This window comes from Nocardia sp. NBC_00881 (assembly GCF_045207455.1).
GTDB lineage: Bacteria > Actinomycetota > Actinomycetes > Mycobacteriales > Mycobacteriaceae > Nocardia.
In genome coordinates, this window is the sequence record NZ_CP108798.1 from 1,833,680 (window position 1) to 1,856,213 (window position 22,534).

A 22,534-nucleotide genomic window follows, 5' to 3' on the forward strand; every position below is an offset into this window, starting at 1 on the left:
TCAGCTGTTGGCCAAGGTGCCCTCGAGAAGCGGGAGTAGGCGGTCCCAGTGGCGCTGCATCCCGGAGGGGTTGAAGGCGTCGGTGTCGGACATGGTGAAGCCGTGGACGGTGCCGGGGTAGATCTCGGAGGTGTAGTCGATACCCGCGGCATCCAGGGCCTGATTGAGCTCGCCGAGGGCCTCAGGCGTCAAATCGGTTTCGGCGTGGCCGAAGTGGACCTGGGCGGTGAGCTTGGCGAAGCTGTCGGGCCCGTCGAGACCCACGGGGGCGTGGAATCCGGCGAGGGCGGCAACTCGGTCGGGGTGCGCCGCCGCGGTGCGCGTCGCCAGCAGGCCGCCGATGCAGTAGCCGGTCACCGCGACCGGTCCGGCGGCGACCTCGGGCTGGGTGGTGAGGAACTCGAGGTAGGCGTCGGCATCGCGCAGGATACGTTCGGCGGTGTGCGCCTCGATCATGGGCATGAGCTGGGCGACGACCGCGGGGCGGATCTCTGCTGCGATGAACTCGGGAAACTCGACCACTGGTGCCGGGCCGTGCCGGTAGAAGAAGTTGGGAACGAGCACGTAGTACCCGTTCCCGGCCAGTTCGCGGGCCATCTCCCGCAGCACGGGCCGGACGCCGAGGGCGTCGGCGTACATCAGCACCCCGGGGTGCTGCTCGCCATGGTCAGGATAGGCCGCGAAGGCGTCGGCCGGGCCGTCGGTGGTGGGGATCTGCAGCATCTTGATGGGCATGGATTCTCCTGTCGTGGTTGATGTGTGGAGCCTGTGATCAACACGACAGAGGCGGAGCCCGCGCGGCAACGCAAGATTCCGGATAGAACAGCGGGCCCGTATCGGCCCACACAGCGCTCAGAACAGCGCCGGGTAACCAATCTGTGTGTGGCGCAATGCCGTCCCGGTAGTCATCGCCGCACAGCATAGCTCACCGGACACCGCCGGCGCACATCGTCCCGGTCCGCAGCCTGCGTCTCAGTGAGCGTCCGAGAACTTGGGCAGGTCTGGTCTCGGTGCTCAAAGCGTCGATAAGCAGTTGGCATTCCTGGTGTAGGCATCATCGAATAGGTCCCAGCCGTTGCGGCGGCCGACCGTGCGTGTCTGGGCCATCCAGCCCGCCTCGACAGCCGCGTCGACAAACGCCCTGACCACGCCGGGCATGTTCAGATTCAGAAAACGGTCACCGATCCAGATATCACCGGCAGCGGAGAACCCGCCGTCTGAGACATGGCGGTCCCCGTCGGGACGGAAGACCATTGTCAGTCCTGCCACCGACCCGATTTGCCGCAATCGCAGGACTTCCTCGCAGCCGTCTACATGTTGGTGGTAGGTCTTCCACAGGTACTGCAGCTCACCCACCGTAAGCACTCGGCGGCGTTCTTTCGTCACCGCGCGATGCTAATACGGATCCCTGGATCCCGGCTATCGGTTTGTCGAGCGGGCCAATCGCCGTGACATGGTCATGATCGTGGCGATGTAGACCATGGCTTCGTGGTGCTCGGGTCGGGTTTCGTAGTCGCGGACGCAGCGGCGGTGCTTGCTGATCCAGGCGAATGTGTGTTCGGCGACCCAGCGGCGTGGCAGCACGACGAAGCCGGGATCGCAGCGTTTCACGATCGCTACGGTCAAGTTCAACACCTGCCGAGCCCAGCGCACCAACCGGCCGGAGTGGCCGGCATCCGCCCAGGTCAGGGTGATCGTGGAGAACTTGGCGCGCACGGCCGCCAGCAATGGTTGCGCGCCGTCGCGGTCCTGGGTACTTGCGGCGGTCACGACCACGGCGAGCAGCAGACCGAGGGTGTCGGTGGCGATGTGGCGTTTGCGCCCACCGACCTTTTTGCCGTTGTCCCACCCGCGGGAGCGAGTGGGCACAGTGTCCGCGCCACGCACCGATTGGGAGTCGATGATCGCTGCGGTCGGGGTGGGGTTGCGGCCAGCGCCGACCCGGATCCGGTGGCGCAGCACATCGGTGATGCGTTGCCATACATCGGCTTTGGTCCACCGGCAGAAGATGTCGTACACCGTGGTCGGGGATGGGAACTCGCGTGGCAATGCCCGCCAGGCGATGCCGCCACGCACCAGGTAGAAAATCGCGTCCAGCAGCAGGCGGCGGGGATGCTTCTCACCACGACCGCCCTTGCCGCCGGTGTTGCCCCGCGCAGGCAACAGCGGTTCGAGCAGCGCCCACTGCTCATCGGTGCACGAAGACGGATACACCCGACACGGGACCCGCGAATCGCTGTGGGCTGGGCATGACGAACACAGGCAACTCGGCAATACTGGCACACGAACTCCTGGCAGAACACGGTCTCGACAGGCGATGGCGGAGTCGGTGGGTTGGTCGATATGTGCCGCCTAGGCGATATCAGGAGGCTACCGCCAGGGCACGACCCACCTAGCGGTAGCGCGGGTTCGTGTTGTGCCATTCGAACGAGCCGCCCATCCAATCGCGAACGCCGCGCATGAACAGCTGGAGCTCGGGGGAGGGGATGGCGCGCAGGGCGCGATGGTCGGCTTCGAACTGGTGCACCATCCGGTTGTGCAGGTCGACGGTGACCTCGGTCGCTTTGGCCAGCGAGCACCCACGATCGGCGGCGATCTGCAGCACCATATTGCTGACGGGTACTTCGTCGGCAGCATCCTTCTTGATCGAGAACAGGTCGTTGACCAGGACGGCGGCGGTACCCGCGCGGAACACGGCCTGCCGGACCCTATCGTCGTAGAAGAGGTTCGCGGGCAGCTCGTACCCGGCGACGGGGTCGATCAGGGTCATCGAGGTGTAGAAGGTGTCGTGCTGGCGGGCGGCGAGATATTCCCACGCGGAAGGTGATTCGCCGGTGTGTCGCCACGCGGCGTAGGCGGTCCAGGACACGAACATCGTGAACGTCGCGTAGCAGCCACGCTGCACCTGCCCCGGGGTTGCGTGGGCGCGCAGATTCGCGATCGCGGAGCCGAAAGCACGCAGCACCTTGTCTTCCCGCAGCACCTCCTCCAGCGGAGTGGTGAACTCGCCCGCGTCGGGCAACGGATCCAAGGCCGCCATCGCCAAGGTGAGTCGTTGCGGCAGCCGGGTCGGGTCCGCGCCGAGCGCCGAATCGTCGGCGTAGTAGTCGTCGGCCATCCACCAGGCGGTGTTCATCTGGGCTGGGACCAGCAGTCGGTCGGGATCGTCGGAATCGGTGTGGGTCAGCATGACCAGCCGTCCGTAGCCGGTCCGGCGCAGCTTCTCGAGCTCCTCGTCGGTGAACCCGATCGACTCCGCCCACGTGGTGAGGCGATCGTCGATCCGGGTGGCGAGATTGTCGTCGATCCGCGTGGCGGGCGGGCAGTACAGTGGCGGCGCGGAACCGTCACCCCAGGCAAGCACTCGGTAGGGCTCGATCTCGGCCGTCGCGTGCCGGAACGGTATTCGAAACGCGCTCTCGCCCAGCGGAGTTCCAGTGCCGCGAAGGTGCCGTAAGCCGGCGCCGGGCAGTGTGGTCGCTGGCATCGCGCCGGGCGCGGGCGGTGCCGCCGGTTCGGGCTCGGCCCGGGTCCTCGTCGAGAAGCGTGCGGCAAGTTCGGTGCCCAGGCCGTGAGGCCCAGACAGAAGGTGCGTAAGTCGTTCGCCGGGCGGTTCCGGCTTGTCGGTAACCGTGTCGCGGTGGCTGGTCTGGTCGTTATCGAGACTTGTCACAGCACTTCTCCCGTCGCAGGGGTCCATAGATGGAGACAGCACGATGCAGTCAAAACGACTATCGTCCGTCTCGCCCAGTGCCGCAGGCGATTGCGTGATTCCGGTGGATTCGACACGCTGATCTCCGACATCGGGCCTTCGTACCGAGGTGAAAGCATTCGACCGCCCTCACGGGACCTGCCCATGAAGCAGGCAGCATTGTGCGGTCGAGCTTCCGTCACGGCGACCCTGAACGACTGACCGGGATGCGAGAAGCGCAGCGTCACTTGGCATATAGCGGTGTTCGACAGTGCAAGAGAATGATGGAATGAGCTGATATCTCGGGAACGGTGCTGTGAGATCAGTGTGCCGGACGGGTTCGGATCGTCGAGTGGAGGGCAGACGTGAACTGGGAGAGCGTCCCCCCGGGCACCTGGACCAGATCCTGGCCGGGATCCAGCCCTGGCACCAGTGTTAAGTGGCCGCCTTTCGGCCGTTTGGTGAGGCGGCGTCCCCCAACCGGCAATGCGATAACCCGTTTCACTCGGGCCAGCTGTCGGTGGTCCCACGAGTGGCAACGTGGTGGCCCGACGACGGGGCACCAACACTCCGTCAGCGAATCCTGCCTCGAGGTGCGTCACATCTAGATGGACTACAAGACCTCGATCTGTGCGGGCTCGCGCAGCGTCTGTGGACGCACGTCCGTTTACCAGGCGTACTCGATTCCACTGAGCCTGCCGTGCTCGACCCATAGAATGACCTCGCCGATCGGTGCTCCGTTGCGGTCGGTGACGGCTCCATTGGCGAAGATTCCGTCCGTCGAACCGGATGCGGTCTCCACGCCAGAAGGCACCACCACATCGACGCTGGGCGAACCGACACCCCAAGTGGCGTTGACCTGCGTAAACGGAATCTGCGCCAGGTAGTCGCCAGCACCGGCCTTGCCGGAGGACAGCAGTTTAGTGACGACTCCGGTTTCGAACTCGGTCAGGGCCGGCGGCTCAATCGGTGTACTACTCATCGCCTCTCCTCGGTTCTCGCGCTACGTCACGGAATGTACGCGGCGCCGATCTTGAAGACACCGTTGATCATGGCACCGCGAATTTCGACGGTCTGGCCGTTGATCGTGCGGACCAATGGATTCGTACGTGGCCGTCCTCGCGCACTGGCTATACCTTGGGACGAGTGAGCACCACCCATGCCGAATGGTGCGCACTTCTCGTGTGCGACAAGGCTGTTCATAGGTAGGCCCACACCCGGTCCAAGATACGGACATCGGGGGCACGGTGACGCCAGCGATCTTGGCGGCGGCAGCGGGAATACTCGGAATCGCGATTAGTCGTTTCTTGGACACCAGAACAGAGTCCGCACGATGGCGCCGAGATGCCCTGCAGGTCAGGACATCCTGTAGTGCCGAATTTTAATTCAGCCGGAAATATCTGGCTCGATAGGCTGGCGGTCATAAATCGTCCAGACCCGAGCCCTCCGCAGACCTACGACGAAGCGCTGCGAAAAGCGCGCGATCTGGCACAGGATCTCGGCACTCTCATCCACTACACCCACCAGGGGCTCGAGATGCCCGCTACGGACGAGGTTTCGCCTTCTTACGGACGATCGGAACCGACCGCGGCGACATAGACGGCTATGTCCTGGTGACCACGACCTAGTTACGGCAGCGGGCTACTGTCTGTGAACGGAGACACCATCGACACGGCGATCGCCGAACACCTGGCTCGAGCCGAACACGCCAACAGACAAATCCCCGATAGCGAACTCTCGGTGGCGCACCGAGTGGCGCTCGATGCCTACGATGCGGGCCTCACGCGCATCGACGAGATACCCGGGCGCGGAGCGATCGACGCCGAGACAGCCGACCACGCTGACTTCGTTCTGCTGGTCCTGCGGCGCTGACTTCACCGTGGACACCGTCGCCGAGCTAGTCGCGGTTACCCCGATGATCTGCGAGATGACCGACGGTGCGGTCCTGGCCACCGCCAAACGTCCTCTGCGTGGGCCCATTTCTCGTTTGCACAAGGTGCACGCGAACGTCGAGTTCGGATTCGCAGAAGAGATGCACATCCCCTCCCAGCAGATGGGGTTCACACTGCTCGACACCCTCGAAATAGCAACACTGGTTGACGACTGGATGGACTAGGCAATAGTGGAGCCACACACAGTGCCGCCCTCACACATTGTCGGGGCCCGTTGGATCTGCAGGCGTGGATTCTTGGGGCTGCGCTAGCGGCCAGGTTCAGCGGTCCGTCCCGGTCGGCGGTCTTGAAGACGCGCTGAGACTCGCGGCGGCGCAGCCGAAATCTGCAATACCAGTACGGGTTCCGACTGTCCTCCACCACGTGGTCGAATCTGGGCGAGCGACATCGCCAGATCAAACCTCGCGATCTGACGCCTCGATCTCCTCGAAATGAGTCCGCCGGGCCACGCCCGCGAGCAGGATGCAGCTATGGATCTGAGCACCACCATCGAATGGCAGTTTTTCACCGTCGACATCCATCTGAGCGGATCGATTGTCGCTGACGCCGAACCGGATCCAGGGATCCTCTCGTGGTCGGGCTCGGCCTGGTACCACGTGAGCGCCGAGGACTATGACGACGAGGACTACCCGGAACTCGACCAACCTCCTCGGTGGGAGGCCGCGGTCACCAAGGGATACGCACTGTCACTGCGAGATCAGGACGAAGACTTCGCGCACTGGAAAGTCCTGGCCATGCACGGCGTGGTGGTCGACCCGTACCTGGCGTCCAGCTCGATTCCGAGGGAGCTGGACGGCATATCGGCCGACTACGGCTCGCTCGCACGCATACTCAGCGGCAACGAGCTGCATCCGGACCTCCTTGACATGATCGAAGGTGCAGGCAGCCGAGCCATCCTGATCGACCGTGTGGGAATGGCGCCCGCGTGGCGGCGCCTCGGCGGCGTAGGCCGGCTGCTGATCAGCCGGATACTGCGGATGTTCACCACGGTCGATACCGCTGTCGTGGCGACGATCCCCTTCACGATCGACCTGTACGAGAATGCGAACGTCCCAGCGACATTGACCAACATCCCCGCTTCGACGAGGAACTCCGCCGCGTGCGAAGAACGTGGGAATCACTCGGATTTCGCCAGTACAAGGGCGAGATCTGGGTGATGGATCCCGCAATGGTGCACCATGACAACGCCGTTCGCGAGATCGAAGCCGGCCTTCCCAGGCGGCCGTGAATCGGGCGGCGCGGGATCGACCGCGAAAATCTTGAGCTACGACGGTGCCGGCGAACGCTTCGCCGCTGCTGCGGCGGTCGGCGAGGACGAACGGGTCATCGAATGCCATGTCGGTTTCCAAGTCGGCAACAGCGCGCTCGAGGCGGCTGAGTCGTCGCGCCGCGCCGACTGCCTTGTCTCGCATGGGTTGCGGTACAGCGTCAGGCTTGTCCTGATAGTCGGAATGGGTGAATGCGGCGCAGTCGCTGTTGAACCGTGCAGTCGCGCGCGGCGCCTCGGGTACCGCCCGCAACAAGGCGATAGCCCTCCACATCAAGCTCCAGGTCGGCGCGATCTGTCCGTCGACAAGGTCGCGGAGTTCGTCCTGTTTCGCCTGGATGGCATGCCCGTCGCCGCTGAGGCGCGCGGCATCGAGTGCTTTGATCCCGGGGCGAGCAAGAGATTGTCGAACTCAGGCGCGGTCGTAGGCCCGGCAGGTGGCCATATTTCGGGCTTTTCGGGTCAGCAGGACCGTGTTGATCTACGCCCGTGACCGGAAAGGATCCGGCTATCGTTGCAGGACTGCCGCTTTCGAGGGAGATACAATGAGCACGGGGGGCACGCGGGCGCCACGACGACGCGGTCCGGTCGCGGGCAGTGGCCGGTCACTGAGGCCACCTACATCGCCTTCGCCGCCGCGGGTCGGGCGGATGCTGCACCGGTTTGTCGAGTGGTCGGGCTGGACGAAGCTTGCCGCGATGACCACCACAGTCGCCGCCATCGCCGCGCTGTGGTTCACCAGTCAATCGTTGCGGGCCACCGACAACCAGTACAACCTGTCTCAGCAGGTGGCGGTCACCGACCGTTTCCAGAAGGCGGTCGACCAGCTGACCTCCGACAAGATCGACATTCGCCTCGCGGGTATCTACCTGCTGGAACGGCTCGCGAAAGACTCACCCACCGATCATTCGACGGTGTTCGCTGTGCTGGCGGCGTTCCTGCGCACCCACACCATCGCATCCGTCTGCGAGAAACCGACTCGCTCCACGCCGGTGCCGATCGATGTGCAAGCCGTGCTGACCGTGGTCGACCGCCGTGATGTCAGCCGCGACGACAGAACAGAGGACGAATCCGATCGTCGCCGGACGTTCGATCTTCGTCAGACCTGTTTATCCGGCGTGCAACTCGACGGTGTGGACCTCACCGGCGCGGACTTCACTGAGGCGAACCTCACCGGCGCGTGGCTCTCCGACGCGAAACTCACCGGCGCCCAGTTCGAGAACGCGAACCTCACCGGCGCGAACCTCACCGGGGCGGAGCTGAATGGGGTAGTACACGAATACGGCGGCCTCATGGGTGGCGCGGATTTCTACGGGGCGAAACTCACCGGCGCCAACCTCAACGATGCGAGCCTCGCCTTCGCCTACTTCGGTCAGGCGGACTTCACCGACGCAACCCTTGCCCGCGCGAACCTCACCGGTGCCCACTTCCTCGGGGCGGACCTCACCGGGGCAAACCTTGTCGGCGCGGACCTCACCGACGCACATCTGACCGACACGATCACCGGAACAGGGTCTCTCAACGCGAACCTCACCGACATCTATTACGACCACTTGACACGCTGGCCGGGCGGATACACCCCGCCCAAAAGTCGCCCCAGCATCGACAGGAAGTAAATCCCACGGAATCCCGAGTTAAATCGGCTCACCGAGCGATGAACGCTCGCCGGTGGAGCTTGGCGCGGATCCCTCTAATTTTAAGTGAAACAACGTTGTCGGTCGCCGATAGAGTCGAGAATCGGATCCACGTTCGTGTGGCGATCACCCGGGTTTCGTGGCTCCCGTGGTGGCCCGGGCGCAGCTGCGCAACGCCGCACGAGGCGCCCGCGCGGCGGCGCTACGGTGTTCCGATCGAGGAGTGGCGGGAAACCCTGCGGTTTGATTGTGGCTACTGCGGTCGGTGCGCTGTCGGTCTGGCCTGTCGGCGTGCTCCCGGTGCTGGCCGGATGGAAGATAGGTGACTGGTCGCCGCTGCTGCTCATGCCGGTCACGGCGGGGAATCGCCTCTGTCCTGCTGTCGCTGGGTGTCGCCCAGTGGTTCTTTTTGCGGCGTTGGCTGAGCGGCGCGATCCGATGGATTCGGGCGACCGCGCTGGCATCGCTGGTGGAGTTGCTCATGCTTGCCGCATTCAACGGTTCGCGAAGCGAGCGGACCGTGGCGCGTTCCGGACGCCTATGCCGGGTGTGCGACCAGAACCGGGCTGTGGGCGTGCTGGACCAGGAAACTGCTGGTGGAGCCGAGTAGCAGGCCGGTGAAACCGCCGCGGCCGCGGCTGCCGACGACGATCAGCTGGGCGGAGTGCGACCACTGCATCAGCAGCCCGGTCGGCCCGGCTAGATACACCTTGCGGGCGAGGTGGACGTCGGGATACTTCTCCTGCCAACCGGCCAGGCGTTCCGCGAGGATGGCGTACTCGGCAGTCTCCAACTCCGTTGCGTCGACCCCTGGGGCGGGTTTGCCGGCGAATTCGCCGAAGTCTCTATCGCTCCACGAATGCAGCGCGACCAGTTCGGTCCCGCGATCGGCTGCCTCGGCGAATGCTGCGGCTATGGCGACCTCGCTGACCGGGCTGCCGTCGATGCCGACCACAACCGGTCCGTCGTGGCGGATGTGCTGCGCGGTGCCGGTATCGCGGACCACCACGATCGAGCCGTGCCCGTGACTGGTGACCGCCAGCAGCGTGGAACCGAGGTGGGCGAAGGTCCCCACAGTGCCGGTGGCGCCGAGCACGACGAAATGGGCGGTCTTCGAGTGATGGATCAGCACGCGGGCGGGTGAGGCGTCGGAGACTTCGGTGGCTATGTCGAGGTCCGGGCTGACCTTTTGGGCCAGCCTGCGTGCGTCGTCGGTGATTTCCGTGCCACGGGAGTGGGCGACTTGGATGGCTGAGGCGTCCATGACGTCATAGCTGCTGCCGAGTACTGATTGGAATGCGGCGATGTCGAGTCCGTGCACGATACGCAGTGCACGGCTGCGCTGCGCGGCTACCTCGGCGGCCCAGCGGACGGCGAGATCGCCGCCCTCGGAGCCGTCGACCCCGACGACCACCTGGGCCGACGTCTGTAGATGCGGGTTCTCGCGCTGCACATCCACGTGTTGTTGTCCCTTCGGAATCGAGGAATCGACTGCCACCTATACAGTAGGAATCCGCATATCGAGGTGACTGCTGGCGTTGGTCCCGACCCTGTGGGCCGAAAGTCCGTATGTCATCACGGCTTGCCGGTGGCAGGCCGCGGCGCGCTTCGAACGATGGTCGGCGATCTCGAGGTGGCGGCGAAGCGACACCGTATCGGCGATGGTGCTAGTCGAGTGCGGGGTCTGTGCGACGAGCTCGATTCGTCTGGGCTGACCGAGTAGATCGGCGAGGTGCATCTGTGTGCGACGCTGCCGACCGTGGGCGTGTGCTGTCGGCAGGATCGCGTCGTGAGGCCGCTCGGCCCCATCAGCGGATGACCTTTTGCTCTGCCCGAACAATGCCCGAGGCGAGATGCTCGATGGGCATCCCACGCTGATCGGGAGCAGGTTGTCCGGCGATGTCCGAAACCGAGACAGGCCCGATTCCGGAGTCGTACGCCTCGTGTCGAAGGAGGAGGCGGTGGTAGGTGAAAGTGCTTCGCATTCAGCGCAACTCGATTCCCTGATACTCGTTGCCGTTGATGGCTCGGCCAGCTCCTACCAGGCGGCCGCTTGGGCCGCGGTAGAGGCGGCGCTGCACGGTCGCTCACTGCACATTCTCACCTCGATGGCGGTGCAGACCGGTTTCGGGCCAGGGATGCTGCTGGGGGAGGCGGACGTCGAGTGGATGTGCAGGGACGGGGAACGGATTCTCACCGAAGCCACTCGTGTGGCGCGCACGGCGGCGCAGGGCGAAGACCTGGAGGTAACCACCGAAGTGACGTTCGAGCTGGTCATTCCGACACTGATCGAACGATCGAGACAGGTGCAGATGCTGGTGGCCGGCAGCCGTGGCATGGGTGCGTTCCAGCGTGGGCTGCTCGGCTCGGTCAGCACGGCGACCACCCATCATGCGCACTGTCAGGTCGCGGTAATCCATGGCATCTCGGCGATCGATGCGGTGTCGGCCACACAACCGGTCCTTGTGGGTGTTGATGGAACTCCCAACAGCGTCCCCGCTGTCGAGGTCGCGTTCGAGGAAGCCTCCCGTCGCAAGGTCGGGTTGGTCGCTCTGCACGTCTGGAGCGACACCAGTGGTCTTGATCTGCCGGTCGTGGGCTGGGATGCCGCGCAGCAGTCCGCCGAAGCAGTCCTCTCCGAGAACCTCGCGGGCTGGAGTGAACGCTACCCGGATGTTCCGATCCGCCGAATCGTGGCGGCCGACCGACCGGTTCGCTCACTCCTCGATGAATCGGCGAACTCTCAGCTCGTCATCGTCGGCAGCCACGGACGTGGCGGCTTCGCGAGCATGCTGCTCGGCTCCACCAGCAATGCCTTGCTGCATTCGGTGGAGGTCCCGATGATCGTCGTCCGCTCACAGTGAGCAGTGCGCAAGCACACCGGGTGATGATGGATGTCGACAGCCGTCATTTCGTGCGGACCTTCTCCACCGTGCTGGATTATCCGAATCGAGCGCCGAGGGTTGGTCTTTTGCGGTAGGAGATCCAATCGGCCCGATCGATGACGTGTTGTAGGCGTCGGCGGTCGAGTTGATGGGCCGTCGCCGGTCGACGGGCCCTGCATCGCGATGTCGGGTCCATGCTCGGTCTGGTTCAGCGATCCGCTGCAGCGCCTCCGAGTGTGCCGTCCAGTTCGACGCCGGACAGCAATTCACACAGCCGCGCAGGCAATACCGCGAAAACACCGTCCAGCTGCCCTGGAGAGAACAGGCGGGAGAGCGCTTTGGTCACGGCGCCGATCAGCGCGACCGCCTCGTCCAGCGATACGCCCGTCTCGTCGGCGAACCGGCTGACGAACGAGGGGAGGTTGTGCTGGGCGGGCACGCGCGCGGGCACCCAGCCTTCGTAGAATGCCCCGCGCAGCAATTCGGGAAGCTGTGCGGCCAAGTGGGCCGCGGTGGCGACCTCGACCTGGTCGCGGACCGTGTGCAACCAAGCACGGACCGCCCTATATACGAAGGCCTGGTCGTCGGTGCCCAGCTGGTCGCCGATGGTGCGCAGCCATACGCGTGCGGTGTGCACCATGGGCGCGAGTGGATCGTCATGATGGGACACGATTTCGCCCCGCTAGGAATTGACCGTGGTCGACTGTGCCTGCCGCAGGCCGAGCCCTTGCGCGATACTCGCCGACCAGGTGCGGATCGCGGCCCAGTCGCGCATGTCGCCGTAACGCCCGCCGCCGATCAGTCGATACAGCCCCCGCGCTTTAAGCGAGATGCCGGCTCTCTCGTAATGTCCGGCGAACGCCCGGTACTCCCATGGGTGGACCAACTCGCATAGAGTGGCGATCTTTTTCGGCACGATCCGTCCGATACGTCGCCCGATCGGCCCGTGTAGGGACGGGCCGAGCCCGACACTGAAAATCCAGACGTCTCGCCGGGCCAGCTCGTCACGGTGCGCCCGGATGTAGGCCGCGGCAGCGGGCAGGAAGGCCATATCGTGCACCGCGCTGCCCAGCACGACCGCGCCGAAGCGAGACAGATCGGGCGCATGCTCGACGTCGCTCAGTTCAACGTCCGCGCTCCGTTCGGCGAGGCAGGCGGCGATGAACTCCGCGACGTCGCGCGTGGATCCCTGTGCGGTCGCGTAGAGGACAACGATGCGAGGCGTTTTCGATTCCATGCCCTCAGCCTCGCGCAGAACCGCCTGTGCTGGTCAGAGCCGTCGTGCCCGTGGAGTAGGGACCAATGGCCTGATCGGGTCGGCGCGCCGACCTTGACGTGCACACCACACCTTGTGCCCGGTGTCGGCGCCCAGCAATATCGGAATGGCGCCGGCCGCGGTCAGCCAACCAATCGCCACGGGGCGATACCGCCGAGTACAGGGGTATCGGCGGTAGCAGTTACAGGCAGTGGCGTTGGCGGCGCAGAACGTACTTTTTGACCTGCGGCGAACCGGTCACCCAGGCAACCAGTGCGCATCGGCGAGGTCGACTACCCGAGACTGGCCACGATCGTTCCTGCGTCGACTTTCTCATCGCCGCCGCATGGCAGGCTGTGCCCGATCTAGGGCCGAGCTACTGGTCGCCCGGTGCCTGCGCGCCATCCACTGGTGTGGCTGTGCCGTAGTTCGGTTTTGTGCCGGACTCCGACGAGTTGGACTTGGTCGATCAGGACGCGGAGCCGCCGGTGGCCGTCGGAAGATGGGAGGCGCAAACGGCTTCCACGAACGCACCGACTTGCTGCTCGGGCAGGTGACGCGCAAGGTCGGCCTCGGTGATGATGCCGACGAGCAGCCCCTGAGCGGTTACGGGGAGTCGCCGGACCTGGAACGCTGTCATGAGTGCCAGAATGTCGCCGATGTCGGCTTTGACATCGACGGTATGCAGTTGCTCGGCACCCTGGGTGAGTTCACCCGCAGTAGTCGTTTTGGGATTCAGCCCGACGCCGACAACCTTGACGGCGATATCGCGGTCGGTCACGATGCCGACTGGATGTCCCTCGCCGTCGCAGATGGGAAGTGCGCCGACACCGAGCTGGCGCATGCGCTGGGCGGCGAAGTCCATGGTGTCACGCACGCCGATGCGTTCGACATCTGGGCGCATGATGATCTCCGCAGTGGTCATGGTGAGTCTCCCTCTGTCGAGAAGGCAGGTTGCCACTCGACCATCATTGGATGATCGTTCGCGGCGACGACAAGGGACAAAGTCACAGTACTCGCGAGATTCCCCGTGTAGGGCGGGGTCCGGCGGCGGACGTCGTCCCGACGATCACATTCGACCCTGTTTCCAATATCAGCTGCACTTCGCCCTGAAAGGGGTGGCTCGTTCACCTTGGCACCCGCAAACGCCGCGCCGCGCGAATGATCGCGCGCACCGCATTGTCGGCAGGGCAGCGGCCTACTCCCGGTGTTCGGTGAACACATCGACCAGCGGCCTGCGTGGGGTCGGGGTAGGTTCGTGGGCGTCCGGCGTCGTACCGATGCGCACAAGCACCTGCGGGAGTCCGACACGCGGGACCAAGTTCGCCAGCAGCTTGCGGCCCGAGGGCACCTCGGTGATGTGGGTGAGCGCACAGGCGGACAAGCCCGCGACGGTGCATTCGAGCAGGACAGCCGACAACGCCTCTCCCGTATGCAGCCACTGCTGAGGGGAATCACCGTTCGAACTCAACAGCACGATACGGGCGCGGTCCTGGATATGGTCGCGCCGCATCGAGTGCGGCACCGACGGGAACGTACGTCCGACGCCGACGCGGGCGAATTCGGCGTCGGAGACCAGCGCCGACGGAGGAATTCCCTCCGGCATTTCGGTATGTCCTGCCCACCAATGCAATTCGGACTGATACAGCATGTCGTAGCGGCGCAGGGCCGTGGACTGCTCCGAGGCGGTCACCAGCCGGGACCTGACGCTGTCGTCGAGGACGTCGAGTTCGATGTCGTGCGGCGAAACCAGTGTTCGCAATGCAGGCGCAAGATCGTCCCAGCCGTCGGGTTCGAGCATCGGAAGCCGGTCGGTATAGCGATGATCGATCGCGCCCGCGCGAGCGCGCACCCCCGCAGGCGGGTCGGGCCACGGGCGGAACTCGATGGCCGCCAAGTGCCGCGGTTGCCCGAGATCAGGCACGCGCACGGTGTCGGTATGCCAGTTATAGGCGGCGAAGGCGGTTCGCACATGATGCAACACGGCACCACAGCTGATCATGAGCTGGCGCCCGTGTGGATCCATCGACAATTGCCGGTCGGTATCGCTGTAGAGGTGCAGTCGGGCGCCGTCGAACACCCAGCGCCACGGCTGGGTGTTGTGCACCGACGGCGCGCGGCAGGCGAGTCGCATCGCTGCCAGCATCGTCGGATGGTCCGGCACCTCGGTGACGACGGAGGTGTCTCTGGCGGTCATATCAGTCATTGTCGTAGGCGTGGTGGCAGCTCCGAAACAGTCATTGCGCACATTCTGACGGGACCTCCGGCCCTGTTCCCACGACCGCGTACGGGAAACGACAGGCCCAACGTCCTGCGGACCGGGTGCCTTCGCACCTGTCGCCGCGCCCATGGCCGATCGAGAATGGGGAGGCAGCGGCCGTGGCCGACCAGGCACCGGCGTCCACGACGTCGATATGGAAGATCCGCGATGACCGAACTGAACCCATTGGACTCAGGCTTCATGGAGTTGGAGGACACCGATCGGCATGTGAGTGTCGGGATCGGAGCGGTGGCGATCGTGGCCGGGCCACCGCCCCCGCGCGCGGAGTTCGCGACGGGGTTGGCGAAACGGCTGGCGGTGGATGCCAGGCTCCGGCAGAAAGTACGCACCACCCCGTGGGACCTCAGCGCACCCGTCTGGGTGGATGACCCGAACTTCGATCTGGCGCATCATCTCCGGTGGATGGCATTGCCCGAACCCGGCGACCAGACGGCATTGTGTGAGCTGATCGCGGAGGTGATGGAGGAACGACTCGACCGCGACCACCCACTGTGGCAATGCGTGGTCGTCGAGCACGTTGCGGGCGATTGCTGGGCGATGATCGTGAAGGCCCACCACAGCATGGTTGATGGGGTCTCGGGAATTTCCTTGTTCGAACGCCTGTGCGATCCAGTCTCTGAGAAGACCGAGGCGCAATATGCGGCCTCGGCTGACAGTAGGTTCGACTGGCGTGCCCTGGTGGTGAATACGCTGCGGCTTCCGGTGGACATGCCACGGATGGTGGCCCACACTGTGCGCGCCGTTGTTCCGCTGGCACTGTCCACTGTGCGGCCCGCCCCCGTGTCGTCCTTGAACGGCCCCATCGGACGGCAACGTCGGTACGCCGTGGCACGAACATCGCTGTCCACGGTCCGGGAGATCGGCGCGGTATTCGGCGCGACCGTCAACGATGTGGCCTTGGCCGCCGTGACATCAGCCTTCCGGTCGATCCTGTTGCGGCGCGGCGAAGAACCCACTGCGGACAAGGTGCGGATCCTGGCACCCGTATCGGTCCGCGCCTCGCACGCGAAATACCTCTTGGACAACCGGATTTCGCTCATGTTGCCGCTGCTCCCGATCGATATCGACGACCCCGTCGGGCAGCTGAACGTGGTTCATGAGCGGATGTCGAAACACAAGACCGGCGGCGAGGCGTCGGCGGCAAGCACGATACTCGCGCTGGCCGATCGGCTGCCCTTCGCCCCGATCGCCTGGACTTTCCGGCTTGTTTCCCGATTTCCGCAGCACGGCATCTCCGCCTTGGCGACCAACGTCCCCGGGCCTCGCCGCCAGTTGTATCTGTACGGCCGGGAAGTGCTGGAAATCCTGGCCTACGTTCCGATCGCGATGCGGCTGCGCACCGGCATCGCCATACTGAGCTACAGCGACCAGCTGACATTCGGAATCACCGGAGATTTCGACACCACACCCGATATCGCCATGCTTGCCGAGGAGATCGAGCAGGCCATCGACCGGCTTCTGGACCGCGCCCGTGCGGTGGGGTGGCGGTCATGAACCACCGGCCGCCTGTCAAGTGACTGGCAGTGGGTTTCTCGACGCTGGACTGTTCAGGATGCCGCTGATGTCGCGGCAACCGGGTCGGCCACGTCGTCGCACTTGGCTTACATCACTGCTGGCGGTCGAGGCGTACGTGCTCTGTGTGGCAACCCATACTCACTGTTTCACCTGGCAATCGAGGATGGCCCGCTCGGCGCCGGGCTCGCCGCATCAATGCAGGGCTATTGGTTTGTGGTCGTCGCCCACGAGATCGACGACCTCGGCGACACGAGACCGGGTACCTACCCGAGGAGGTGGCTGTCGACTTCGATCACACTCACGATGAACCCGGCAATCGACATGGCGGCGCGCACCGACCACGTGGTGCCGATCGACAAGATGCGCTGCGAGTCGCCGCGATTCGAGCCCGGCTGTGGGATCAACATCGCCCGCACCATCATCCTGCTCGGCGGTGCTTCGCCGGCCCTGTTTCCGCCGGGCAGCCCGACAGGTGTGGTGCTCGACCAACTGGTCCGTGATGCTGGTGTGCCGACGCATCATGTCGAGGTGGCCGAACGCTTGTCGTAGCCGCGTCGGCCCTGAGAGGTGCGGTTGGACCGCTGTCAATCGACAACGATGCAGTGTTGTGTATCGGGCACCCCCGCGACGATCCTGTCGGCTTCGCCGAGGTGTTCGCCTTCACTTGCGGCGTCGGTTGTGTGACCAGCTCGCTTTCCCGCGATATCGGGTCCTACTGTTGTTCATTCCTCGCGCGTTTCCTTCTGAGATGCTGGTGCCCAGGTCGTCCGCGCGTATTACATGGTGCTGCCGTTCGAGGACGGTCAGGGATCTGTTTCGGTGATGGTCAGGTGATACTGGCCGTTTGAATCCTCAATCTGTGTGGTCGACAGTGCCGTCGGCGACGGCTGCCGGATGTCGAATGGGCACAGGCTGAGGCACTGCTGCCTCGGTGGCTGGAAGCCGCCGCACGAGCAGTCGCCGCAGTTCGTCTGCGCCCCAGACGATGAGGGGGAATGGTGCCACGACGGCCAGCATCCATGGTTCGAGGGCCGCGGTGCCGAGCAGATCCTGGATCGGCGGAAAATAGACGATCACCGCTGTCAAGACGATCTCGAACGCGATGCCCCACAGCAGCAACGGATTCGAGAACACACCTACCGTGCGCAGTGCGACGCGTTCGGTGCGGGCGGCGAATGCGGTGCCGACCTGGCCGGCGACGATACCGACGAATGTCATGGTGGTCGCCTGCAAGTAGGCGTGATGCAACGGCGTGCCCGGCCCGATGGGATCGCCGGGGTGCCACCCGGCGGCCAAGAGCACGGCGAAGAAGCCGGTCATGGCGAGTGCCGCGCAAATGACTCCGAGAAACAGCCAGGCCCGCAACAGCATCGCAGGTTGGATCACCGATTCGTTCCGTTTGCGGGGCGGCCGTCGCATCAGACCTGGCTCGGCCGGTTCGCGGCCGAGCGCGAGTGCGGGCAGTGTCTCGGTACCGACATCGATCGCGAGCAACTGCATGACGGTCAGCGGAAGCGGCACGACGCCGCCGGAGAGTGCGAACACCAGCAGCGGCGCGACCTCGGGAGTGGCGTGCGCGAAGATATAGAAAATGAACTTACGAATGTTGTCGTAGACACGCCGTCCAGCATTGACGGCGGCGGCGATGCTCGCGAAGTTGTCATCGGTGAGCACCATCGTGGCGGCTTCCTGTGCGACATCGGTGCCCGATCGGCCCATCGCGATCCCGATATCCGCACGGCGCAGCGCAGGGGCGTCGTTTGCGCCGTCCCCGGTCATCGCGACCACATGCCCCGCCCCGCGCAGTGCGTCGGCGATCCGCAGCTTCGCCTCGGGTGACGAGCGCGCGAAAATCAATTCGCCTGTCCTGCACAGCAATTCATCCAGTTCTGGCTCGCTCATCCGGTCGAGTTCGTCTCCGGTGACGATAATGGGCTCGCCGCGGACGATTCCGACCTGGCGTGCGATGGCTGCGGCGGTCAGGCCGTGGTCGCCGGTGATGACGATGATCTGGATGCCCGCGGCATGACATTGCGCGACGGCGTCGGGCACCTCGGTCCGCGGTGGATCTACCATCGCCACCAAACCGAGCAGGGTCAGGCCCTGTTCGGCGGCCGCGCCGGATTCCGGCATTGCCTGGTTCGGCGCGAGGCGACGGTCCGCTGTGGCCAGCACACGTAAACCATTGGCCGCCTGCGCATCCACCAGTTCGGATACTTCGCTTCGTCGTGTCGGTGTCAGCGGGCGGTCGGTACCGTCGGCGCCCATTTCGGCCACGCACAGCGGCAACACGGATTCCGGCGCACCCTTGGTATGCACCCACAGCAGCCCGCCGCTCTCATCGACGGTCGACATGCGTTTACGTACCGGATCGAAGGAAAATTGCTTGCGCCGCGACCGCTGTCGATCCGCGGTGTCCAGGGTTGCGCCGAGGGCGATCGCCGCCGCCAGGACAGCGACTTCGGTCGGGTCGCCGGTGGCCGCGCCGTCGCGATAGATCTGGGCGTTATTGCACGCTGTCATGGCGACAGTCAGTCGAGCCGAGGCCGGCTCGCTCAGGCTATGGACCCGACCGGCACCGGTGAGGTCCATTCGACCGGCTGTAGTGTCGATGGCGGTGACGCGCATGTGATTCTCGGTCAGTGTGCCCGTCTTGTCGGTGCAGATCACATCGGTGGAACCGAGCGTCTCCACGGCGCTCAGGCGCTTGATTACCGCGCCCTGATCGGCCATCTTGCGCACCCCGATGGCCAGGGCCAAGGTGATGACCGGTAGCAGTCCTTCCGGCACGTTGCCGACGAGTAGGCCGACCGCGAAGATCACCGCGTTGAGAAATGACAGCCCGGCGCCGAGCGTAGCCAACGGGATGAATGCGGCGCCGAGTACGACCGAGATCAGTGCGATCAGCCAGGCGACACGACGGACCTGTGCCTCCAGTGGGCTCTCGTCGCGCTCCACGCGCTCCGACAGTGAGGCGATCCGGCCGAGTTCGGTCCGCATTCCGGTGGCGAACACCACTGCCCGGGCGGTGCCCTCCGTGCAGGTGGTGCCGCTGAACACGACATCGCGGGCCCGAAGCAACGGCACTTGCGTATCGATGAGGTCGGCGGACCGGAAGGCGGGCATCGACTCCCCGTTGAGGGTCGACATGTCGACCTCGATGCCACCGTCCAGCAGCCGGGCATCCGCGGAGATCCGATCGCCTTCCGCGATGACCAGGACGTCTCCGGGCACCAGGTCGCTGGCATCGAGCGGGTGCGGCTGTCCGTCCCGAATGACATTCGCGCGCCGGGGAATGAAGCCCGCCAGCACTTCGACAGCATGTTCGGCGTGGCGCTCTTGTACGAAGGCGAAAATTGCGTTGATCACGATCACGACCAGAATCGCGATCGCGATGGGCGCGATGCCCACCGACCAGGCCAACCCGGCGGCCGCCCAGAGCAACAACGCGAGAGGATGCGTGAACTGCTGCGCCAGTTCCTTCGGCCAGCGAACTCCGCCACGGCGACGCAGCGCGTTCGGGCCCAGGTGGAGCAGGCGACGCTGCGCTTCTCGGGTGGACAGCCCGGATCTGGCGCTGCGGAGATCGCGCAGCAGCAGATCCAGATGCTCGGTCGGATCGACAACTGCCGCCTCGAACGTCGTGTCATCCGCGGATCGGGTTTCTGTCACGGCTACATCACACCTGGTAGGGATCGGATAGCTCGGCAGCGTCCATGCGGATCCAGCCGACGGTGTGATGCTTCTCCGCAGTATGCCCGCCGACCGCGCCGGTGCGGCCGAATATGGATTCATGGGCAACCAGTGCGTGCATGTCGTCCTCTCGCCGCGGGTTCTCGTTCGCGATGACTTCTAGAATCGACGTTAGAGCCCGGACAACTGCAGCGGACAGAGCCGAATGAGAAACGATCGGTGACTTTCGTCAGTTCGAAAGCCAGGCCGCTGTGCAGGGCCATTGGTCCCTGCGGTGACAGACGGTGTACCCGTCATCCATAGGCGTTGGCCTCTGGATCCGCGGTGGCCGGGCGAACCATAGTCGACCCATGGACACAGCGGAGCCGGCCGAGCAACCCATCAACACTGCAGCGCAGGATGTGGAGCGGGCCGGAGAGGTTGTCCGCGACCTTTCCGCGATCCGGCTGTCGGACGAAGTCGAGGCGGGTGGCAAGGGCGCCAATCTCGGTGAACTCACAGCGGCCGGGCTGCCCGTGCCTTCCGGTTTCGTCATTCTCCGCGACGGCTATCTGGATGCGATGCGCCGCGGTGGAGTCGCTCCCGAGCTCGCCGCCGAGCATCGCCGGGCACTGGCTGCGATCGGTGACGACGAAGCACTCGCGCGGCACTGCGAGCAGCTGCGTGCGCTGGTGGCCAAGGCAGGCATGCCGCCCGATCTCGCGGACCGGATCACGCTGGCCTATCAGCGACTCGGTACCGACACCGCCGAGGCAGTGGTCGCGGTCCGGTCGTCGGCGACCGGCGAGGACAGCGCATCGGCGTCGTTCGCGGGTATGAATGCGACGTTCACGAATATCTCCGGTCCCGCCGCGTTGCTTGATGCGGTGCAGCGCTGTTGGACCTCACTGTTCAGCCCGAGGGCCGAAACTTACCGGGCCGAGCGGAGTTTCACCGGTGAGCCGGCGATAAGGAAACGAGATGGACTCCGAAGCGGAGCGTTTCCAGCAGTTCGCCAGATGGTAGGGCTACTCGCAGTGCTATTCCCAACGGCCGAACCTGCCGCGGTGCACGAAATGGGGCCTATCGGTACCTGAACTCGACCGCGCGGGTGAATTCACATCATAGCCCTGACTCACAGCCTGTAGTCCATATTCGGAGGTGGCATCGCAAGTGGCGTTTGTGTCGTACCTGGCCTTGTACAACCGGGTGTCAGGAAGGTTTTCTACTTGTTGAACGCGGCCTGCCCCTTTGAGTTCGCTCTCCGACGGCCGATGGGCACCACGGCGAATCTGCCTGCCCGACACCACCACCCACCGCTGTACCTGTATCGGCGTGTCGTTCGTGCTTCGGCGCGGAACCGGCGTCATTACCGACTGAAGGCATCGCTCCATCCGCCACGCGTCCTGGCAGGTCGTCGAGCCGGAGGTGTCAGGGTGAATGGACCACCATGACCGGGCAGTGGGCGCGCTGGATGAGCGCATTGCTGGTTGAGCCGAGCAGCTGGCCGCGGAATCCGCCTCGGCCACGGCTGCCGATGACAAGGAGCTGGGCCGATCTGGACCACTCGATGAGGTGGTGGCGTGGGCCGGACAGATAGATCTTTCGCACGACGTCGACGTCCGGGTACTTCTCCTGCCAGCCGGCGAGCTGCTCGGCGAGGGTCGACTGCGCCTCTGCGGCGACACCGCGATCCGGGATGGTGTTGGGGAGCCCGGCGAATCGGCCGTAGGGGAGGTCGCTCCACGCGTAGACGGCGACGAGTTGGGCACGGCGGTCGCTGGCTTCGGTGAAGGCGGCGCCGACGGCCGCTTCGCTGATCTCACTGCCGTCGACACCGACTACCACCCGGCCGACACAGCACGTCTGGTACTCCGTCCCGGTGTCGCGCACCACAACGACCGGGCCGTGGCCGTGGCTTACCACGGCAAGCAGCGTGCCGCCGAGATGGCTGATCGTGCCGCCTTCACCGCTGGCGCCGATCACGACCAGATTCGCCACCGCGGATCGCTCGATCAGCAGTTTCGCCGGGTGGTCCTCGCAGACCTCGGTTTCCACGGTGAGGCCCTGGTCGATGTCATATGCCAGCCTGTGGGCCGTCGCCACATGATCGGCGCCCTGGCGGCGGATCGTGTCGATGACGGCGGGCACCATCAGGTCGTAGACGCCCAGGACGGCACGCGCCACGGCAAGGTCGAGGCCGTGCACGATGTGCAGTCGCCGCCTGCGCTGTGCAGCTGTCTCGGCAGCCCAGCGGACGGCCAGGTCGGACGCCTCGGAACCGTCGACGCCGACCACCACGGCTGCCGATGCCAGCTGGTGTGGATCGCTGCTGCGCTGTGTGGTCATTCTTCTCGCCTATCGGTGAAACGCGTACCCGTA

22 protein-coding genes are annotated in these 22,534 nt (G+C 65.0%); 9 read left to right on the forward strand and 13 right to left on the reverse strand.

Annotated features, from left to right (window positions below):
• From OH799_RS07240 to OH799_RS07260, 5 genes are all read right to left on the reverse strand, one after another.
• A complete protein-coding gene (locus OH799_RS07240; RefSeq protein ID WP_406276953.1) occupies positions 1-735 on the reverse strand; it encodes a dienelactone hydrolase family protein in 735 nt (244 codons plus the stop codon).
• Positions 736-1,014: 279 nt separating this feature from the next.
• Entirely contained in the window at positions 1,015-1,386 is a 372-nt protein-coding gene (locus tag OH799_RS07245) for a hypothetical protein (protein ID WP_406276955.1), read from the reverse strand.
• Between the two features lie 33 nt (positions 1,387-1,419).
• Entirely contained in the window at positions 1,420-2,214 is a 795-nt protein-coding gene (locus OH799_RS07250; protein ID WP_406276957.1) for an IS5 family transposase, read from the reverse strand.
• 178 nt (positions 2,215-2,392) lie between these two features.
• On the reverse strand, positions 2,393-3,673 hold the full coding sequence (locus OH799_RS07255; RefSeq protein ID WP_406276959.1) for a family 2 encapsulin nanocompartment cargo protein terpene cyclase: 1,281 nt from the start codon (positions 3,671-3,673) through the stop codon (positions 2,393-2,395).
• 685 nt (positions 3,674-4,358) lie between these two features.
• Positions 4,359-4,673 carry a hypothetical protein gene (locus OH799_RS07260; protein WP_406276961.1) on the reverse strand — a complete coding sequence of 105 codons (315 nt, stop codon included), beginning with the start codon at positions 4,671-4,673 and terminating at the stop codon, positions 4,359-4,361.
• A 668-nt stretch (positions 4,674-5,341) separates the two neighbouring features.
• On the opposite strand from OH799_RS07260, the gene OH799_RS07265 reads away from it, so the two are divergent.
• From OH799_RS07265 to OH799_RS07285, 5 genes are all read left to right on the forward strand, one after another.
• Positions 5,342-5,563, forward strand: coding sequence for a hypothetical protein (locus OH799_RS07265; protein WP_406276963.1), 222 nt, complete (start codon positions 5,342-5,344; stop codon positions 5,561-5,563).
• Positions 5,564-5,618: 55 nt separating this feature from the next.
• Positions 5,619-5,807 (forward strand): hypothetical protein, encoded by a 189-nt coding sequence (locus tag OH799_RS07270; protein ID WP_406276965.1) that lies wholly within the window; start codon positions 5,619-5,621, stop codon positions 5,805-5,807.
• Between the two features lie 306 nt (positions 5,808-6,113).
• Positions 6,114-6,800 carry a hypothetical protein gene (locus OH799_RS07275; protein ID WP_406276967.1) on the forward strand — a complete coding sequence of 229 codons (687 nt, stop codon included), beginning with the start codon at positions 6,114-6,116 and terminating at the stop codon, positions 6,798-6,800.
• A 102-nt stretch (positions 6,801-6,902) separates the two neighbouring features.
• Positions 6,903-7,403, forward strand: a complete 501-nt coding sequence (locus OH799_RS07280) for a hypothetical protein (protein ID WP_406276969.1) — start codon at positions 6,903-6,905, stop codon at positions 7,401-7,403.
• Positions 7,404-7,608: 205 nt separating this feature from the next.
• A complete protein-coding gene (locus OH799_RS07285; protein WP_406276971.1) occupies positions 7,609-8,526 on the forward strand; it encodes a pentapeptide repeat-containing protein in 918 nt (305 codons plus the stop codon).
• Between the two features lie 556 nt (positions 8,527-9,082).
• Here the strand turns inward: OH799_RS07285 and OH799_RS07290 are convergent.
• The gene (locus OH799_RS07290; protein WP_406276973.1) at positions 9,083-10,042 is read right to left on the reverse strand and encodes a universal stress protein; all 960 of its coding nucleotides are present in this window, start codon (positions 10,040-10,042) and stop codon (positions 9,083-9,085) included.
• Between the two features lie 463 nt (positions 10,043-10,505).
• Between OH799_RS07290 and OH799_RS07295 the strand changes: the two genes are divergently transcribed.
• The gene (locus tag OH799_RS07295; RefSeq protein WP_406276975.1) at positions 10,506-11,408 is read left to right on the forward strand and encodes a universal stress protein; all 903 of its coding nucleotides are present in this window, start codon (positions 10,506-10,508) and stop codon (positions 11,406-11,408) included.
• 229 nt (positions 11,409-11,637) lie between these two features.
• Here OH799_RS07295 and OH799_RS07300 read toward each other — a convergent pair whose 3' ends face one another.
• From OH799_RS07300 to OH799_RS07315, 4 genes are all read right to left on the reverse strand, one after another.
• Positions 11,638-12,069: a DUF2267 domain-containing protein gene (locus OH799_RS07300; RefSeq protein ID WP_406276977.1), complete on the reverse strand. Its 432-nt coding sequence runs from the start codon at positions 12,067-12,069 to the stop codon at positions 11,638-11,640.
• Positions 12,070-12,111: 42 nt separating this feature from the next.
• Entirely contained in the window at positions 12,112-12,666 is a 555-nt protein-coding gene (locus OH799_RS07305) for a flavodoxin domain-containing protein (RefSeq protein WP_406276979.1), read from the reverse strand.
• Between the two features lie 487 nt (positions 12,667-13,153).
• On the reverse strand, positions 13,154-13,609 hold the full coding sequence (locus OH799_RS07310) for a CBS domain-containing protein (RefSeq protein ID WP_406276981.1): 456 nt from the start codon (positions 13,607-13,609) through the stop codon (positions 13,154-13,156).
• Between the two features lie 273 nt (positions 13,610-13,882).
• Positions 13,883-14,881, reverse strand: a complete 999-nt coding sequence (locus tag OH799_RS07315; protein WP_406276983.1) for an Acg family FMN-binding oxidoreductase — start codon at positions 14,879-14,881, stop codon at positions 13,883-13,885.
• A gap of 231 nt (positions 14,882-15,112) precedes the next feature.
• Here OH799_RS07315 and OH799_RS07320 point away from each other — a divergent pair, with 231 nt between their 5' ends.
• Together OH799_RS07320 and OH799_RS07325 are read left to right on the forward strand one after the other, a co-directional pair.
• Complete coding sequence (locus OH799_RS07320; protein WP_406276985.1) at positions 15,113-16,459, forward strand: wax ester/triacylglycerol synthase family O-acyltransferase; 1,347 nt, start codon at positions 15,113-15,115, stop codon at positions 16,457-16,459.
• 102 nt (positions 16,460-16,561) lie between these two features.
• Positions 16,562-17,029, forward strand: coding sequence for a hypothetical protein (locus tag OH799_RS07325; protein WP_406276987.1), 468 nt, complete (start codon positions 16,562-16,564; stop codon positions 17,027-17,029).
• A gap of 303 nt (positions 17,030-17,332) precedes the next feature.
• On the opposite strand, the gene OH799_RS07330 is transcribed toward OH799_RS07325, so the two are convergent.
• Positions 17,333-20,152 carry a cation-translocating P-type ATPase gene (locus OH799_RS07330; RefSeq protein WP_406276989.1) on the reverse strand — a complete coding sequence of 940 codons (2,820 nt, stop codon included), beginning with the start codon at positions 20,150-20,152 and terminating at the stop codon, positions 17,333-17,335.
• A gap of 7 nt (positions 20,153-20,159) precedes the next feature.
• Complete coding sequence (locus OH799_RS07335) at positions 20,160-20,294, reverse strand: hypothetical protein (protein ID WP_406276991.1); 135 nt, start codon at positions 20,292-20,294, stop codon at positions 20,160-20,162.
• A 229-nt stretch (positions 20,295-20,523) separates the two neighbouring features.
• On the opposite strand from OH799_RS07335, the gene OH799_RS07340 reads away from it, so the two are divergent.
• Positions 20,524-21,249 (forward strand): PEP/pyruvate-binding domain-containing protein, encoded by a 726-nt coding sequence (locus OH799_RS07340; protein WP_406276993.1) that lies wholly within the window; start codon positions 20,524-20,526, stop codon positions 21,247-21,249.
• 334 nt (positions 21,250-21,583) lie between these two features.
• Here OH799_RS07340 and OH799_RS07345 read toward each other — a convergent pair whose 3' ends face one another.
• Positions 21,584-22,501 carry a universal stress protein gene (locus OH799_RS07345; RefSeq protein ID WP_406276995.1) on the reverse strand — a complete coding sequence of 306 codons (918 nt, stop codon included), beginning with the start codon at positions 22,499-22,501 and terminating at the stop codon, positions 21,584-21,586.
• Between the last annotated feature and the right edge of the window lie 33 nt (positions 22,502-22,534).

Bases quoted from the DNA above. Each gene is read 5' to 3' on its own strand.
- OH799_RS07240 (WP_406276953.1), bottom strand. From the start codon at position 735: ATGCCCATCAAGATGCTGCAGATCCCCACCACCGACGGCCCGGCCGAC.
- OH799_RS07260 (WP_406276961.1), bottom strand. From the start codon at position 4,673: ATGAGTAGTACACCGATTGAGCCGCCGGCCCTGACCGAGTTCGAAACC.
- OH799_RS07270 (WP_406276965.1), top strand. From the start codon at position 5,619: ATGACCGACGGTGCGGTCCTGGCCACCGCCAAACGTCCTCTGCGTGGG.
- OH799_RS07275 (WP_406276967.1), top strand. From the start codon at position 6,114: ATGGATCTGAGCACCACCATCGAATGGCAGTTTTTCACCGTCGACATC.
- OH799_RS07285 (WP_406276971.1), top strand. From the start codon at position 7,609: ATGACCACCACAGTCGCCGCCATCGCCGCGCTGTGGTTCACCAGTCAA.
- OH799_RS07300 (WP_406276977.1), bottom strand. From the start codon at position 12,069: ATGGTGCACACCGCACGCGTATGGCTGCGCACCATCGGCGACCAGCTG.
- OH799_RS07305 (WP_406276979.1), bottom strand. From the start codon at position 12,666: ATGGAATCGAAAACGCCTCGCATCGTTGTCCTCTACGCGACCGCACAG.
- OH799_RS07310 (WP_406276981.1), bottom strand. From the start codon at position 13,609: ATGACCACTGCGGAGATCATCATGCGCCCAGATGTCGAACGCATCGGC.
- OH799_RS07315 (WP_406276983.1), bottom strand. From the start codon at position 14,881: ATGACCGCCAGAGACACCTCCGTCGTCACCGAGGTGCCGGACCATCCG.
- OH799_RS07320 (WP_406276985.1), top strand. From the start codon at position 15,113: ATGACCGAACTGAACCCATTGGACTCAGGCTTCATGGAGTTGGAGGAC.
- OH799_RS07335 (WP_406276991.1), bottom strand. From the start codon at position 20,294: ATGCACGCACTGGTTGCCCATGAATCCATATTCGGCCGCACCGGCGCG.
- OH799_RS07340 (WP_406276993.1), top strand. From the start codon at position 20,524: ATGGACACAGCGGAGCCGGCCGAGCAACCCATCAACACTGCAGCGCAG.
- OH799_RS07345 (WP_406276995.1), bottom strand. From the start codon at position 22,501: ATGACCACACAGCGCAGCAGCGATCCACACCAGCTGGCATCGGCAGCC.